The 15783-nt window shown below is 34.3% G+C and carries 16 protein-coding genes; 15 read left to right on the forward strand and 1 reads right to left on the reverse strand.

Going from position 1 to position 15783, the window contains the following annotated elements:
* The first annotated feature begins 139 nt into the window (after positions 1–139).
* From def to spoVM, 10 genes are all read left to right on the forward strand, one after another.
* Positions 140–613 (forward strand): peptide deformylase, encoded by a 474-nt coding sequence (gene def / locus ACFVR2_RS10860; protein WP_387361531.1) that lies wholly within the window; start codon positions 140–142, stop codon positions 611–613.
* Between the two features lie 8 nt (positions 614–621).
* Positions 622–1566 carry a methionyl-tRNA formyltransferase gene (fmt, locus tag ACFVR2_RS10865; protein ID WP_387361533.1) on the forward strand — a complete coding sequence of 315 codons (945 nt, stop codon included), beginning with the start codon at positions 622–624 and terminating at the stop codon, positions 1564–1566.
* 1 nt (position 1567) lies between these two features.
* Entirely contained in the window at positions 1568–2914 is a 1347-nt protein-coding gene (rsmB, locus tag ACFVR2_RS10870) for a 16S rRNA (cytosine(967)-C(5))-methyltransferase RsmB (protein WP_387361535.1), read from the forward strand.
* Between the two features lie 35 nt (positions 2915–2949).
* Positions 2950–4008 (forward strand): dual-specificity RNA methyltransferase RlmN, encoded by a 1059-nt coding sequence (gene rlmN / locus ACFVR2_RS10875; protein WP_387361768.1) that lies wholly within the window; start codon positions 2950–2952, stop codon positions 4006–4008.
* Between the two features lie 4 nt (positions 4009–4012).
* The gene (locus tag ACFVR2_RS10880; protein ID WP_387361537.1) at positions 4013–4765 is read left to right on the forward strand and encodes a Stp1/IreP family PP2C-type Ser/Thr phosphatase; all 753 of its coding nucleotides are present in this window, start codon (positions 4013–4015) and stop codon (positions 4763–4765) included.
* An 8-nt stretch (positions 4766–4773) separates the two neighbouring features.
* Positions 4774–6768, forward strand: a complete 1995-nt coding sequence (gene pknB, locus ACFVR2_RS10885; RefSeq protein WP_387361539.1) for a Stk1 family PASTA domain-containing Ser/Thr kinase — start codon at positions 4774–4776, stop codon at positions 6766–6768.
* A 20-nt stretch (positions 6769–6788) separates the two neighbouring features.
* Positions 6789–7670 carry a ribosome small subunit-dependent GTPase A gene (gene rsgA, locus ACFVR2_RS10890; RefSeq protein ID WP_387361541.1) on the forward strand — a complete coding sequence of 294 codons (882 nt, stop codon included), beginning with the start codon at positions 6789–6791 and terminating at the stop codon, positions 7668–7670.
* A 2-nt stretch (positions 7671–7672) separates the two neighbouring features.
* Positions 7673–8317, forward strand: coding sequence for a ribulose-phosphate 3-epimerase (rpe, locus tag ACFVR2_RS10895; protein WP_387361543.1), 645 nt, complete (start codon positions 7673–7675; stop codon positions 8315–8317).
* Positions 8318–8408: 91 nt separating this feature from the next.
* A complete protein-coding gene (locus tag ACFVR2_RS10900; protein WP_387361545.1) occupies positions 8409–9050 on the forward strand; it encodes a thiamine diphosphokinase in 642 nt (213 codons plus the stop codon).
* Between the two features lie 94 nt (positions 9051–9144).
* Positions 9145–9228 carry a stage V sporulation protein SpoVM gene (gene spoVM / locus ACFVR2_RS10905; protein WP_056470930.1) on the forward strand — a complete coding sequence of 28 codons (84 nt, stop codon included), beginning with the start codon at positions 9145–9147 and terminating at the stop codon, positions 9226–9228.
* Positions 9229–9320: 92 nt separating this feature from the next.
* Here the strand turns inward: spoVM and rpmB are convergent, their stop codons facing one another.
* On the reverse strand, positions 9321–9509 hold the full coding sequence (rpmB, locus tag ACFVR2_RS10910) for a 50S ribosomal protein L28 (RefSeq protein WP_025568947.1): 189 nt from the start codon (positions 9507–9509) through the stop codon (positions 9321–9323).
* Between the two features lie 336 nt (positions 9510–9845).
* Between rpmB and ACFVR2_RS10915 the strand changes: the two genes are divergently transcribed.
* From ACFVR2_RS10915 to recG, 5 genes are all read left to right on the forward strand, one after another.
* Positions 9846–10208 (forward strand): Asp23/Gls24 family envelope stress response protein, encoded by a 363-nt coding sequence (locus ACFVR2_RS10915; RefSeq protein ID WP_088012978.1) that lies wholly within the window; start codon positions 9846–9848, stop codon positions 10206–10208.
* Positions 10209–10231: 23 nt separating this feature from the next.
* The gene (locus ACFVR2_RS10920; protein ID WP_387361547.1) at positions 10232–11920 is read left to right on the forward strand and encodes a DAK2 domain-containing protein; all 1689 of its coding nucleotides are present in this window, start codon (positions 10232–10234) and stop codon (positions 11918–11920) included.
* A 227-nt stretch (positions 11921–12147) separates the two neighbouring features.
* The gene (gene sdaAB / locus ACFVR2_RS10925; protein WP_387361549.1) at positions 12148–12810 is read left to right on the forward strand and encodes an L-serine ammonia-lyase, iron-sulfur-dependent subunit beta; all 663 of its coding nucleotides are present in this window, start codon (positions 12148–12150) and stop codon (positions 12808–12810) included.
* 17 nt (positions 12811–12827) lie between these two features.
* Positions 12828–13709 (forward strand): L-serine ammonia-lyase, iron-sulfur-dependent, subunit alpha, encoded by an 882-nt coding sequence (sdaAA, locus tag ACFVR2_RS10930; RefSeq protein WP_387361551.1) that lies wholly within the window; start codon positions 12828–12830, stop codon positions 13707–13709.
* The gene (gene recG / locus ACFVR2_RS10935) at positions 13709–15757 is read left to right on the forward strand and encodes an ATP-dependent DNA helicase RecG (RefSeq protein ID WP_387361553.1); all 2049 of its coding nucleotides are present in this window, start codon (positions 13709–13711) and stop codon (positions 15755–15757) included. The genes sdaAA and recG overlap by 1 nt, the downstream gene beginning before the upstream one ends.
* The last annotated feature ends 26 nt before the right edge of the window (positions 15758–15783 follow it).

Consider the following 15783-nt stretch of genomic DNA (forward strand, 5'->3'; position numbering starts at 1 on the left):
CCCGACACCTCGAGGGGCTAACGCCTGGAGCTAGACAGAACGAAAAGTGGAGGCGACTGGTCAGATCCGACTAGCATAAAACGAAGGTCTTTCTATAGAAATTAAATGAAAACGAACAATCAAGATAGGAGTTGTGAAATTGGCTTTATTAAAAATAGTAGAATATCCAAATGAAGTACTTGAATCACCTTGTGAAAAAGTGACGTCATTTGATAAAAATTTAGTAAAACTTTTAAATAACATGTATGAGACAATGCTAGCAGCTGATGGTGTTGGTTTAGCAGCCCCACAAGTTGGAATTCTGCAACAAGTAGCTGTTGTTGATGTTGAAGATGAGAATGGAAGAATTGATTTAATTAATCCAATCGTAATGGAAACAAAAGGCGAGCAAACTGATGTTGAAGGTTGTTTAAGTTTCCCTAACTTATATGGTGATGTAACAAGACCTAGCTATGCGAAAATTAAAGCACAAAATAAACGTGGAAAATATTTTATTATAGAAGCTCGTGGATTTTTAGCTCGTGCACTTTTACATGAAATTGATCATTTAAATGGAGTTTTATTCACTTCTAAAGTCTCGAAATACTATGAAGAAAGTGAATTAGAAGGGTAGGCAAAAAAATGACAAAGATTGTTTTTATGGGGACGCCAGATTTTTCTGTTCCTGTTTTAAGAAGATTAATCGAAGAAGGATATGATGTAGTAGGGGTAGTAACTCAGCCAGACCGCCCTGTTGGTCGAAAAAGAGTGTTAACTCCACCTCCAGTTAAAGTAGAGGCTTTAAAACATAATATCCCAGTTTTACAACCTGAAAAAATTAGACTTGCAGAAGAAACAGAAAAAGTGTTGGCATTGAAACCAGATTTAATTGTAACTGCTGCTTTTGGACAAATTCTTCCTACAGATATTCTTGAAGCTCCTAAATTCGGTTGTATAAATGTACATGCTTCATTGTTACCTGAATTACGAGGTGGAGCTCCAATACACTATTCGATCATTCAAGGTAAGAGTGAAACTGGTGTAACAATTATGTATATGGTTGAAAAGTTAGATGCTGGTGATATGTTAGCCAAAGTCGTTGTTCCAATTGAAGAAAAAGATCACGTTGGAACGCTTCACGATAAATTAAGTATTGCGGGTGCGAATTTACTTTCAGAAACAATCCCACCTTTATTAAAAGGTGAAATTACAGCAGTGAAGCAAGATGAAAGTAAAGTAAGCTTTGCAAAAAATATTAAACGTGAAGAAGAACAAATTAATTGGTCAAAAACTGGTGAAGAGATTTATAATCACGTAAGAGGTTTACACCCTTGGCCAGTAGCTTATACTACATTAAACGGAGAAGTTTTAAAAGTTTGGTGGGGTGAAAAAGTAAATACGAATCAAAATTCTACACCAGGTGAAATAATTGATGTTTTAAACGATGGATTATTAGTGGCAACAGGTAATCATACTGCTATCAAAATTACTGATTTACAGCCCGCTGGTAAAAAGCGAATGGAAGCAAAGCAATATATTAATGGTGCAGGTTCTTTTATTGAACGTGGAATGAAGTTAGGAGAATAACATGAATAATAATGTACGAGAGATTGCCTTAGAGGCTCTTCTTTCAGTTTATAAAAATCAATCGTATAGTAATTTGTTAGTAAATAACTATATTCAAAAGAATGACTTATCTTCTGCTGATTCAGGACTATTAACAGAAATAATCTATGGAACAATCCAAAGAGATCAATTATTAGATTTTTATTTAGAACCATTCATAAAAAATCAAAAGAAATTAGAAGAATGGGTTTATATATTAATAAAACTTTCATTATATCAATTGCATTTTTTAGATCGTATACCACCTCACGCAGTTTTAAATGAGGCTGTTAATATTGCTAAAAAACGTGGACATAAAGGAATTGCTTCTTTAGTTAATGGGGTTTTAAGAAATATTCAAAGAAATGGTTTAAGATCAATCGATGCAATAAAGGACCCAATCGAAAAGCTTTCAATTGAAACGAATCATCCAAACTGGTTGATTGAACAATGGGTAAAAGAATTCGGTGAAGAAGAAACAAGAAAGATATGTGAAGAGAACATACTACCACCGTTTCAAACTGCAAGGGTAAATACAATGAAAGCAACAAGAGAAGAAGTGCTCAAAATGCTTGAAGATGAAGGAGTACAGGTAAAAGAAGGAAAACTATCGCCATTTGCAATAGAAATCCAAAAAGGGAATGTTGCCTATACAAATGCCTTTAAAGAAGGTTTCCTTTCAATTCAAGATGAAAGCTCGATGTTAGTCGCACAAGCACTTGGAGTTGAAAAAGGTGAAGATATATTAGATACATGTGCAGCACCTGGCGGGAAATCAACACATATTGCTGAGTTGTTAGGCGGTACTGGATCAGTCACTTCATTAGATTTACACAAGCATAAAGTAAAGTTAATTAAAGAACAAGCTAATCGTTTAGGGTTAGATAATATAGAAACGAAAGCTCTAGATGCAAGAAAAGCACCTGAAGAGTTTGAAGGAAGATTATTTGATAAAGTATTAGTAGATGCTCCATGTTCTGGTTTAGGGGTTATTCGTCGTAAACCAGATATTCTATTAAAAAAGAATGCTTCTGATGTAACAAATTTACAAAGAGTTCAAAAGTCAATTTTAGACGAAGCTTCAAAGTTAGTTAAGCCAGGTGGAACTTTAGTATATAGTACTTGTACTGTTGGACATGAAGAAAATATTGATGTCGTCGAAGCTTTTTTAGATGAGCATCATGATTATGAATTAGATCACTCATTAATTGATCATGTTCCGGAAAAATTAAATAAAAATAAATCGGTCCAAAAAGGGTATGTACAGCTTCTACCACATTATTTTGGAACGGATGGATTTTTTATTGCAAGATTAAGGAAGAAGGTGTAACGTTGAAATTAGAAAATACTACAAATTCAGTCAAAATAGAAAAAACTCATAAACCCTCAATTTACTCGTTAAAAGTGAGTGATGTAGAGGATTGGTTAAAGGCGCAAAAGCAGCAGGCTTTCCGTGCTAAGCAAATTTATAATTGGCTATACGTACAACGAGTTGAAAGCTTTGAAGAAATGCAAAATATTCCAAAAGATCTACGTATGTTACTTGAAGAGAATTTTACAATAACGACATTAAAAACATTAGTTAAACAAACCTCTTCAGATGGTACTATGAAATTTTTATTTGAATTACATGATGGATATTCAATTGAAACTGTTTTAATGAGGCATAATTATGGCAATTCTGTATGTGTAACGACACAAGTAGGTTGTCGAATTGGATGTACTTTTTGTGCATCGACTCTTGGCGGTTTAAAACGAAATCTTGAAGCAGGTGAAATCGTTGCACAAGTATTAGAAGTACAACGTGCTGTTGATGAAGTTGAAGAACGAGTAAGCTCAATCGTAGTTATGGGTATAGGCGAACCATTTGATAACTATAATGGTTTAATGGATTTCTTAAGAATTGTTAATTCTGAAAAAGGTCTTAACATAGGTGCAAGACATATTACAGTATCAACAAGTGGAATCATTCCAAAAATCTATAACTTTGCAGATGAAGGTCTTCAAATTAATTTCGCGATTTCATTACATGCTCCTAACAGTGAGTTGCGTTCTAAATTAATGCCAATTAATCGTGCATACAAATTACCGGATTTAATGGACGCTGTTCGTTACTATGTTGAAAAGACTGGTAGACGTGTAACGTTTGAATATGGATTATTCGGTGGCGAAAATGACCAAGTTGAGCATGCGGAAGAACTTTCTAAGTTACTTAAAGGGGTTAAATGTCATGTTAATTTAATTCCAGTTAACTATGTACCTGAAAGAGATTACGTAAGAACTCCTAAGGAACAAATTTTTGCATTTGAAAAAGTACTAAAAAACAATGGAGTTAATGTTACAATTCGTCGTGAACAAGGTCATGATATAGATGCAGCTTGTGGACAGTTGCGTGCAAAGGAGCGTAAAGAGGAGACGAGGTGAAACAATGCAAACTTTTTTTCAAACTAATACGGGGAAAGTTCGAGAGCATAATGAAGATAGCGTAGGTATATTTACGAACGATTCTGGAATCGTATTAGCTGTAGTTGCTGATGGAATGGGTGGCCATTTAGCTGGTGAGGTTGCCAGTATGATGGCGATCAATTTCCTTGAAGCAGAGTGGAAAAATACTAGTAATTTTGAAACACCGATCGAAGCCGAATCATGGCTAAAAAATATTGTAGCGCAATTAAATACAAACTTATTAGTTCATTCAGAGCAAAATGAAGAGTGCAAGGGTATGGGGACAACCCTTGAAGCGATTATTTGTACTCCTTTATTTTTTACGATTGCACATGTAGGAGATAGTAGAAGTTATTTGAGGAATGATGAAGGGTTTAAGCAAATAACAGAAGATCATACTTTTGTCGCTGAACTCGTTAAATTTGGGCAAATTTCTATGGAGGATGCAGAAATTCATCCTCGTAAAAATGTTATTACGCGAGCACTTGGTACAGAGGAAACAGTTGATGTTGATATTAAAACTTTAACTTGGGAAGAAGATGATTTAATCATTTTATGTTCAGATGGTTTATCAAATAAAATATCAAATGAACTTTTTAATGAAAAATTAAATGAAAATCTACCAATCGATCTTCTCGGTAACCAGTTGATTTCACTCGCAAATGACTTTGGTGGGGAAGATAACATCACGCTTGCCATTATTAAGTTTGAGCCTAGAAATATAGAGAAAGGGTGATGATGAGCGTGATGATTGGTAGACGCCTAAACGACCGATATAAGATCTTAAAATTAATTGGTGTTGGCGGTATGGCAAACGTTTATTTAGCCCGTGATATGATATTAGATCGAGATGTAGCTGTAAAAATGTTAAAAGCTGATTTTTCAAACGACCCTGATTTCTTAAGAAGATTTCAACGTGAAGCATATTCAGTTACTTCGCTATCTCATCCAAATATCGTAAGCTCATATGACGTTGGGGAAGAAGATGGATTACAATATATCGTTATGGAATACGTTGAAGGTGAGACTTTAAAGGAGTATATTCAGCATCATACACCAATAAAGCCAAAAGAAGTATTGAGGATTATGGAACAATTAGCTTCAGCATTAGCTCATGCGCATCATTTTCAAATCGTTCATAGAGATGTAAAACCGCAAAATATTTTAATCAATGAAGAAGGAAATGTAAAAATAACTGATTTTGGAATTGCAACAGCTTCGACAGCTGCAACAATTACACAAACAAATTCAGTACTTGGTTCTGTTCATTACCTTTCACCTGAACAAGCAAGAGGTGGAGTTGCGAATAAAAAGTCAGATATTTATTCTTTAGGAATTGTAATGTTTGAGCTATTAACTGGAAAACTACCATTTTCGGGTGAGAGTGCAGTTGCGATTGCATTAAAACATTTACAAAGCGAAGTTCCACCACCAACAAAATTTAATCCAGAAATACCACAAAGTGTTGAAAATATCGTTTTAAAAGCTACTGCCAAAGATATCTTTTATCGATATGATACTGCAGATGAGATGAAGCTAGATTTACAAACTGCTTTAGATAGTAATCGTTTGAATGAAAAACCTTTTGTGATTCCTACAAATGATGATGAAACGAAGGTAATTCCGATCATAAAGGATATTCCTGTATCAACTAATGATGATACTGTTGTCGTACCAACAAAGAAAAAATCAAATAAAGAAAAAGAACCGATCAAAAAAGAACCTGTGAAAAAAGAGCCTGCCAAAAATGAACCTGATAAATTAAAACGGAAGAAGAAAAATTCTTTTGCAAAGTTTATTATAGGTACATTTATTGCACTTTTAATTGGTGGTTTATTAGCTATAACATTGATTCCTGCGTTATTTTTACCTGAAGACGTAGAAATTCCAGATGTTAAAGATATGACTTACGAAAGTGCGGTTACGTTGCTTGCATCAAAAGGGTTAAAGATAAGCGATCCAAAAGAAATTTTTGATGATGAAGTTGATGAAGGTAAAGTAGTAAAAACTTCTCCTAATATTGGGGAAACTGTTAAAGAAAATTCATCGATAACGATTTATAAATCAAAAGGTAAAAAAAGTAATGAGATGGAAGACTTAAAAGGATTCCAATACAACACGATAAAATCTCGATTACAAGACGATTATCGCTCTGTTACAACGCATTTTATCGAAAGTGATGAACGAGAAGGTGAAATAATCGACCAATCTCCAAACGTCGGAGCTGAAGTCGTTCCTTCAGAAACAGATTTAAATATATGGATTAGTAAAGGGGCATCTACGATCACTCTTCGTGACTTAAAAGGATGGTCTAGAAAAGATGTTGAAACCTATGCAGGTGACAATAACCTAAAGCTTAATGTAACGAAAGAAGATTCTGGAACTGTTGCTGAAAATCATGTTATTTCTCAATCTCCATCTGCTAACGTTGCTGTAAAAGAAGGGGATACATTAAATGTCGTTATTTCTTCAGGAAAACAAAAAGAAAAGACGAAAAAAGTAACAATCAATATCCAAGTACCATATACCCCAACCAATCCTAGTGCACCTCAGTTAATTGAGGTATTTATTAGGGATAAAAATAATAATGGTGAAAAACCTGCAATTTCAAAATCGATCACCGAAACAACTACTATACCAGTAGAAGTGACAATTGATCCTGGACAAACTGCTTCCTATAAAATTGTTAAAGATGGTCAAGTTATTGCAGAAAGAGATGTACCTTATCCATCGAATTAAAGAGCTGTAGGAGTGAGTATATGCCAGAAGGCAAAATCATAAAAGCATTGAGTGGATTCTATTATGTCGAAACAGATGAGACAGTTGTTACTTGTCGTGGTAGAGGAAATTTTCGTAATAAGAAAATAACACCTTTAGTTGGAGACGAGGTAGAATATCATATCGAAAAAAGTGGAGAAGGTTATCTACTTGAAATTAAAGAGCGAAAGAATGAACTTGTTCGACCACCTATTGCAAATGTTGATCAAGCAATTTTAGTTTTTTCAGCAGTAGAGCCCGATTTTTCTCCAATATTATTAGATCGATTCCTTGTATTAATTGAGTTTAATGAAATTAAACCGTTAATTGTCATTACAAAGATCGATTTGTGTTCCGAAACACAATTAAAATTAGTGTATGAATACGTTTCTTATTATCGCCAAATTGGATATGAAGTATGTTTAACTTCTTCAAAAACTGAGGAAGGATTAGAAAAAGTACTTCCACATATGTCAAATAAAATATCTGTATTTGCAGGACAATCTGGTGTTGGTAAGTCAACTTTACTAAATGCGATTAATCCGGAGCTAGATTTAAAAACAGGTATTATTTCCACTCATTTAGGACGAGGAAAACATACAACTAGACATGTTGAATTAATAAAAATTGGACAGGGGCTAGTTGCAGATACTCCTGGTTTTAGTTCATTGGACTTTATGGGAATCGAATCCGAAGATTTATCGTATTGTTTTGTGGAAATGCGAGAAAAAAGTCAAGAATGTAAATTTAGAGGTTGTACCCACTTGAAAGAACCAAAATGCGCCGTAAAAGCTGCGGTTGAAAGTGGGGAAATTTCTCCTAAACGATATGATCATTATGTATCATTCATAGAAGAAATAAGAGATAGAAAGCCGAGGTATTAATCATGGTTAAAATTGCACCATCAATCCTTTCAGCGAATTTCGCTAAACTTGGAGAAGAAATTATAGATGTAGAACGTGGAGGAGCAGATTATATTCACGTTGACGTAATGGATGGTCATTTTGTACCAAATATTACAATTGGACCACTAATTGTTGAAGCAATTAGACCAGTGACGAAGCTCCCACTTGACGTACATTTAATGATTGAAAAACCTGATCAATACATAGAACAATTTGTAAAAGCTGGAGCGGACATTATTACGGTTCATGTTGAAGCGTGTACGCATTTGCACCGCACGATTCAAACGATTAAATCATTTGGTATTAAAGCAGGAGTTGTTCTTAATCCAGCGACTCCAGTTTCATCAATTGAACAGATTATAGATGATGTCGACATGGTCCTTTTAATGACAGTAAATCCAGGCTTTGGAGGACAGAAGTTTATTCATTCAGTTGTTCCTAAAATTAAACAAGTTGCTAATTTAATTAAAGAACGCAATTTAACAGTTGAAATCGAAATAGACGGTGGCGTAGACGAGCATACAGCTAAACTTTGTATAGAAGCAGGTGCTACCGTATTAGTAGCCGGTTCAGCAGTTTATAATAAGGAAGACAGAAAAGAAGCAATCGCGAAAATTAGAGGATAATGTAATCATCTAAAATTGCATGGAAAATCTAATTATGAAACAAAAAATGCAATCGACATTCGATTGCATTTTTTTTAAAGGTGGAAAAAAGTTGATTATACATATTGTAGGTGCAGGACCGAAATCGAATACAATAACTGAAATTACCCAAAAAGACGAAAACCAGTTGCTGATTGGTGTAGATAATGGATCTCATTACTTAATTGAAGAAGGATTAATTCCAGAGGCAATATTCGGTGATTTTGATTCATTAAGCGATGAAAATTTAGAAAAGATAAAAAGACTTGTCCCAAATGTTTTTATTTACCCTCCCGAAAAAGATGAAACGGATTTAGAACTTGCTATTCAATGGGCAATTACAAAAAAACCAGAAAAGATTTTCATCCATTGTGTAACTGGAAAACGCTTAGATCATGAATTTGGCAGTATTACATTATTAATAAAATTTATGAATTCGGGTGTTCCAATAAAAATCGTTGATGAATATAACGAAATATATGTCATTAAGGAAGGGACCCATTATATTAGTAAGCTGCAGCAGTTTAAATACGTATCCTTTTTTTCATTAGGTGCTACAGTAGAAAATTTAACTTTAAAGGGGTTTAAATACCCACTAACGAATCATTTATTGGAGATAGGATCATCACTATGTGTAAGCAATGAACTGCTGGAGGGTGAAGGGTCTATTTCATTTAGCGAAGGCATAGCATTAGTAGTAAGGAGCAAAGATTAACAATTTCATGTCATAGTTTTCGCTCAACGCAAGTAGAATGTAATAGGATTAATCTTTTCCTTAAAAATGCTAGAAAGCTTGTAGGAGGGAAAGCATGAGATTTTATACGATTAAATTACCTAAATTTCTTGGCGGACTTGTTCGCGCCATGCTGAGTACATTTAAAAAAGACGCTTAACTTAGTCGGAGTAGGTTTTTTGGTTAGATGCAATAGGAGTCATAAAAAAAGTAAAAAAGCATAGCGGATCGCTATGCTTTTTAGTACGTTAATTAAACGCGCTCAATTTTACCTGATTTTAATGCTCTCGCTGAAACGTAAACACGCTTTGGTTTACCGTTAACTAAAATACGAACTTTTTGAAGGTTAGCACCCCAAGTACGTTTTGAAGCATTCATAGCGTGAGAGCGACTGTTACCAGAACGAGACTTTCTTCCTGTGATTACACAAACACGAGCCATCTATTTCCCTCCTAACAAAAAACGGAATAACATTTCAATGATTATTTTCATTCAAACACTACTATAATTTATCATACCGCTCTACTTAATGCAACAGTTATTGGCAAGTTGTTCAAGAAAAAAACCTTGACATCGAAATGTATGATATACTAAATATTAAAGAGGGACCTCCTAAGAAATTCATTAAAAATTGTATTTTCTATAATTAACCATGAATATTATTGAAATGCTAATAATAGTAGTGAGTCAATAGAATTATTTTGGAAAAAGGTATACAATAATAAGTAAGTAGTATAACTAACTATACTTGGATTATCCAATAAGGGGGACCAAATTATGTCATTAGAAATGAAAACTCAATATGGAACAATTGAGATTGGTACAGATGTGATCGCTACAATTGCTGGTGGAGCTGCCATTGATTGTTACGGTATTGTTGGAATGGCTTCTAAGAAACAAATTAAGGATGGTCTTACAGAAATCCTAAAAAAAGATAACTTTACAAAAGGTGTTATTGTTCGCCAAGTAGGTGAAGACGTTAATATCGATATGTACATAATTGTAAGCTATGGTACGAAGATTTCTGAAGTTGCTAATAACGTACAAAATAAAGTGAAGTATACTCTTGATCAAACATTAGGCTTGTCAGTTGACTCTGTTAATATTTTTGTTCAAGGTGTGAAAGTAGCAAACCTGTAAAGACGCATTAAGGAGGAGAATTTGTGTCGATAAAACGTATTGACGGTAAATTATTTGCAGATATGGTGATTCAAGGTGCAAATAACTTAACGAAAAATGTAAAATTTGTAGATTCATTAAATGTATTCCCGGTACCAGATGGTGATACTGGAACAAATATGAATCTTTCTATTACTTCTGGATCAAAGGAAGTAAAAGAAAAACCAAATAGTCATGTAGGGAAAGTTGGTCAAAGCTTTGCAAAGGGCTTATTGATGGGTGCGCGTGGAAATTCTGGTGTAATCCTTTCTCAATTATTTAGAGGTTTTTCTAAATCAATTGAAACAAAGGAAACAATTTCAACAACTGATTTTGCTCTAGCATTAGAAGCAGGGGTAGAAACTGCTTATAAAGCTGTTATGAAGCCTATTGAAGGAACAATCTTAACAGTTGCAAGAGAAACAGCAAAAAAAGCAGTTGTCATCGCAAAAACACAAGAAGAATTTATTCCTTTTCTTGAGGAAACAATTACTGAAGCAAATGCATCATTAAACCGTACTCCAGACTTACTACCTGTGTTAAAACAAGTTGGTGTAGTCGATAGTGGAGGTCAAGGCTTAGTACTTGTCTATGAAGGTTTCTTAGCATCATTAAAAGGTGAAGAAATTTCTCTAGAAGGTGCTGAGGCGACTCTTTCACTTGAGGAACTAGTTGAAGCAGAACATCGTAATGTACAAAGTATGTTAAATACTGAAGACATTGTTTACGGATACTGTACTGAATTTATGGTGCGATTTGAAAAAGATAAATTAAAAAAACATCCTTTTGATATTGACACTTTCCGTAAAGAGTTAAGTGCATGGGGAGATTCTTTATTAGTAGTTGCTGATGATGAAATTGTAAAAGTTCATATTCACGCTGAGTACCCTGGGGAAGTATTTAATTTAGGTCAACGATTTGGAAGCTTTTTAAAACTAAAAGCTGAAAATATGCGCGAACAACATACTAACTTACTACATGAAGAGGTTTCAAATGAATCTCCTTCTAAAAATGAGTCTACTCAAACTACTGAAAAACAAGAATTTGGTATCGTTACAGTAGCTATGGGATCAGGGATTAAAGCATTATTTGAAAGTATTGGGGCAACTGTTGTAATTGAAGGCGGTCAAACAATGAATCCTAGTACAGAAGACATTGTAAAAGCGATTGAACAATGCAACGCAGAAAATGTTATTGTACTTCCTAACAACGGAAATATTGTGATGGCTGCTGAGCAAGCGGCATCTGTTGCAGAATGTAATGTAGCAGTTGTAACGTCTAAAACAGTACCTCAAGGTATGTCAGCTTTATTATCATTTAATCCTACTGCATCATTAGATGAAAATAAATCAGGTATGCAAGATGCTTTAAAGACAGTAAAAACAGGTCAAATAACTTATGCGGTTCGAGATACTGAAATTGATGGTGTAGAAATAACAAAAGATCATTTCATGGGAATCCTTGAAAGTAAAATTGTTACAACAGATGCAAATCAATTAGAGGCTGCAAAAAAATTACTACAAGATATGATTGATGAAGATTCTGAAATCTTAACAATCTTATATGGTCAAGATGTATCGGATGAAGAAATTTCAAAATTAGTCGAATTTGCCGAAGAGAGCTTTGATCACTTAGAAATTGAAGTTCATAACGGAAAACAGCCTTTATATTCATATATTTTTTCGATTGAATAAGATAAAATATAGCAAGACAGAAGAGGAAGTGGGATCACTTCTTCTTTTTTTTGTACTTTATTTAAAGACTAATGTAAAATAACGTAGAACTCTGTAGAATTTCGTATTACACTATAAAGTGGACATTGTTTTGTCCGTAATACCAACTTTTTATCTAAATGATTTGTTCTAACAAAACAAAAACTAAATAAAATACGCTTTTACAATAACGTATTGGGGGAAACGTGATGAAATATAAAAGTGTTTTTGACATAATTGGTCCAATTATGATTGGTCCTTCTAGTTCACATACAGCGGGAGCGGCTAAAATTGGTCGTGTAGCAAGAAATCTTTATGGAAAAGAACCAAAAAAGATTTTGATTTCATTATATGGTTCATTTGCTAAAACATATCGTGGACATGGCACAGATGTTGCGCTTATTGGTGGATTATTAGATTTTGATACATTTGATGAGCGTATTCCAGAATCATTAAATATTGCACAAGAAAAAGGGATGACAGTTGATTTCATTGAAGAAGATGCAGTAACTGAGCATCCAAATACAGTGAAAATTTCTATTCTCGATGATGACCAACCATTTGAATTAGTGGGAATTTCAATCGGTGGTGGAAAAATTGAAATTATTGAGTTAAATGGATTTGAACTTAAACTTTCGGGTAATTACCCTGCAATCCTTGTTGTTCATAATGACCGTTTTGGTTCAATTGCAGGCGTAACAAATGTCCTTATGAAATATGCTGTAAATATTGGCCATATGGAAGTTTCACGTAAAGAAGTCGGACAAATTGCATTGATGGCAATTGAGGTCGACCACGATCTAGATGATAAAGTTATAAAAGAAATTGAATCTTTACCACATATCATTCGTGTTACGAAAATGGTTGATTAAGAAGAGGGGGAACTTAAATGTTTAAAAATGTTGCTGAATTAGTTGAATTAGCTGAATCAAAAAATGTTAAAGTTTCAGAAATAATGATTCAACAAGAGATGTTATTTACAGGAAGAAGCCGTGAAGAGATTATCGGTAAAATGGAGCAAAATCTTGTTGTTATGGAAAAGGCAGTTGAAAGAGGTCTTGCAGGTGTTCACTCACCAACAGGTTTAACAGGAGGGGACGCTGTATTACTTCAAAATTATATTGCAAAAGGTAATTACCTTTCAGGCCATTTACTTTTAGATGCTGTTAGTAAAGCGGTTGCGACAAACGAAGTAAATGCTGCAATGGGTACGATTTGTGCAACTCCTACAGCCGGTTCTGCTGGGGTAGTACCTGGAACCCTTTTTGCTGTAAAAGAGAAATTAAATCCTACTCGAATGCAAATGATTGAATTCTTATTTGCATCAGGTGCTTTCGGTTTTGTTGTAGCCAATAATGCGTCAATTTCAGGTGCTGCAGGCGGCTGTCAAGCGGAAGTAGGCTCTGCAAGTGGTATGGCAGCAGCAGCGATCGTTGAAATGGCTGGTGGTACGCCAAGTCAAAGTGCTGAAGCATTTGCTATTACATTAAAAAATATGCTTGGTCTAGTATGTGACCCGGTTGCAGGTTTAGTAGAAGTACCATGCGTTAAGCGAAATGCAATGGGTGCTGCTAACGCAATGGTAGCAGCAGATATGGCATTAGCAGGTATTACAAGTCGAATCCCATGTGACGAAGTAATTGATGCTATGTATCGAATTGGACAAACAATGCCATCTGCACTAAGAGAAACTGCAGAAGGAGGACTAGCGGCAACGCCAACAGGTCGTGAGTTAGAAGCAAAAATATTTGGTGTTTCGCTAAAAAAATAGTGAGTAATGAACTTGAACAAAAAATATCTGTATTAAGTGGTGTTGGCGAGGAAACTGAAACACAATTAAATGATATGGGTATTTTTACTATAAATGACTTAATCGAATATTTACCGTATCGATATGAGGATTTTCGAAATAAGGATTTATCAGAAGTGAAGCATGAAGAGCGCGTGACTGTCGAGGGGATTGTTCATAGCGCTCCTCTTCTTCAATATTTTGGCAAAAATAAATCACGACTAACATTTCGACTTTTAGTTGATCGATACTTAATTACTGTTATTTGTTTTAATCGACCGTATTTTAAAACAAAGTTAAACTTAAATGAGCATGTAACTGTTTCTGGTAAGTGGGATCAACATAAACAAACCATTTCATTATCAGATCTTGTATTTGGTTCTCGTACGAATAGTCATGAAATTGAGCCTGTCTATTCAATTAAGGGCAAAATGTCTGTAAAAACAATGCGTAAATTTGTTGAGCAGTCTTTTAAGAAATTTGGACATTTAATAAATGACTTAGTGCCAAACGAACTAATTCAAAAATATAAACTTTTAAATCGTTCAGAAACAATGAGATTACTTCACCATCCAATTGATGCGAATAGTTTAAAACAAGCTAGAAGAAGCTTTGTTTATGAAGAGTTTTTTCTTTTTCAACTAAAAATGCAAGCACTTCGAAAAATTCAGCGTAATCAATCAAAAGGTATCCCAAAAACATTAAACACTAAAAAAATTCAACAACTAATCCAATCCTTACCATTTCCTCTGACATCAGCTCAAAATAGAGTTGTACAAGAAATATTCACAGATTTAGAAAGTCCTTATCGAATGAATCGCTTATTACAAGGTGATGTTGGGTCGGGAAAAACAGTTGTCGCTACCATAGCATTGTATGCATGTACACTTAATGGTTACCAAGGGGCATTGATGGTGCCTACAGAAATTTTAGCTGAGCAACATTTTGAATCGTTAGCAAAAATGCTACAACATACTGAAGTAAATGTTGAGCTTCTTACAAGTTCTGTAAAAGGTAAAAAGCGTCGTGAAATCCTGGAACGATTAAAAAACGGTGAGGTACATATTTTAGTCGGAACTCATGCTTTAATTCAAGATGAGGTTCAATTTAATAAATTAGGCATTGTAATAACAGATGAACAACATCGATTTGGTGTTGGTCAGCGAAGAGTTTTAAGAGAAAAAGGTTATTTCCCTGATGTTTTATTTATGACAGCAACTCCAATCCCAAGAACTTTGGCAATAACAGCTTTTGGTGAAATGGATGTATCGATTATTGATGAATATCCGGCTGGTCGTAAAAAAATAGAAACGTATTGGGTTAAACAAGAAATGTTTGATCGCGTTTTAGATTTTATCGGTAAAGAAATTAAAAATGGACGACAAGCATATTTAATCTGCCCACTGATCGAGGAGTCAGAGAAATTAGATCTTCAGAATGCATTAGATTTACATAGTGTTCTATCTTTTCATTATCAAAATATGGCGAAGGTTGGATTGATGCATGGAAAGCTTTCATCAACAGAGAAAGATGACGTGATGAAGGCATTTGCAGCTAATGATGTTCAAATATTAGTATCAACGACAGTTGTAGAAGTAGGTGTAAATGTACCGAATGCAACTGTGATGGTTATTTATGATGCAGATCGATTTGGACTTTCACAATTACATCAGCTAAGAGGACGAGTTGGACGAGGTTCAGAACAATCTTATTGTATTTTAGTTGGCGATCCAAAAAGTGAAGTAGGAAAAGAAAGATTAACAATCATGACAGAAACAAACGATGGTTTTGAGCTAAGTGAAAAAGATTTAGAACTTAGAGGACCAGGAGATTTCTTTGGAAAACAGCAAAGTGGTGTACCCGAATTTAAAATGGCTGATATGGTACATGACTATCGTGCATTAGAAGTTGCGCGAAATGATGCAACATTACTTGTTAATTCAGATGTATTTTGGAAAGCTAATGAATATCAAGGATTAAGAATGTACTTAGACAGAACGGGGTTATTTAATTCAGAAAAATTAGATTAGTACTAGGTATTAAAAGTTTGTCAAAA

The organism is Gottfriedia sp. NPDC057991, assembly GCF_042886615.1.
Taxonomy (GTDB): domain Bacteria; phylum Bacillota; class Bacilli; order Bacillales; family Bacillaceae_G; genus Gottfriedia.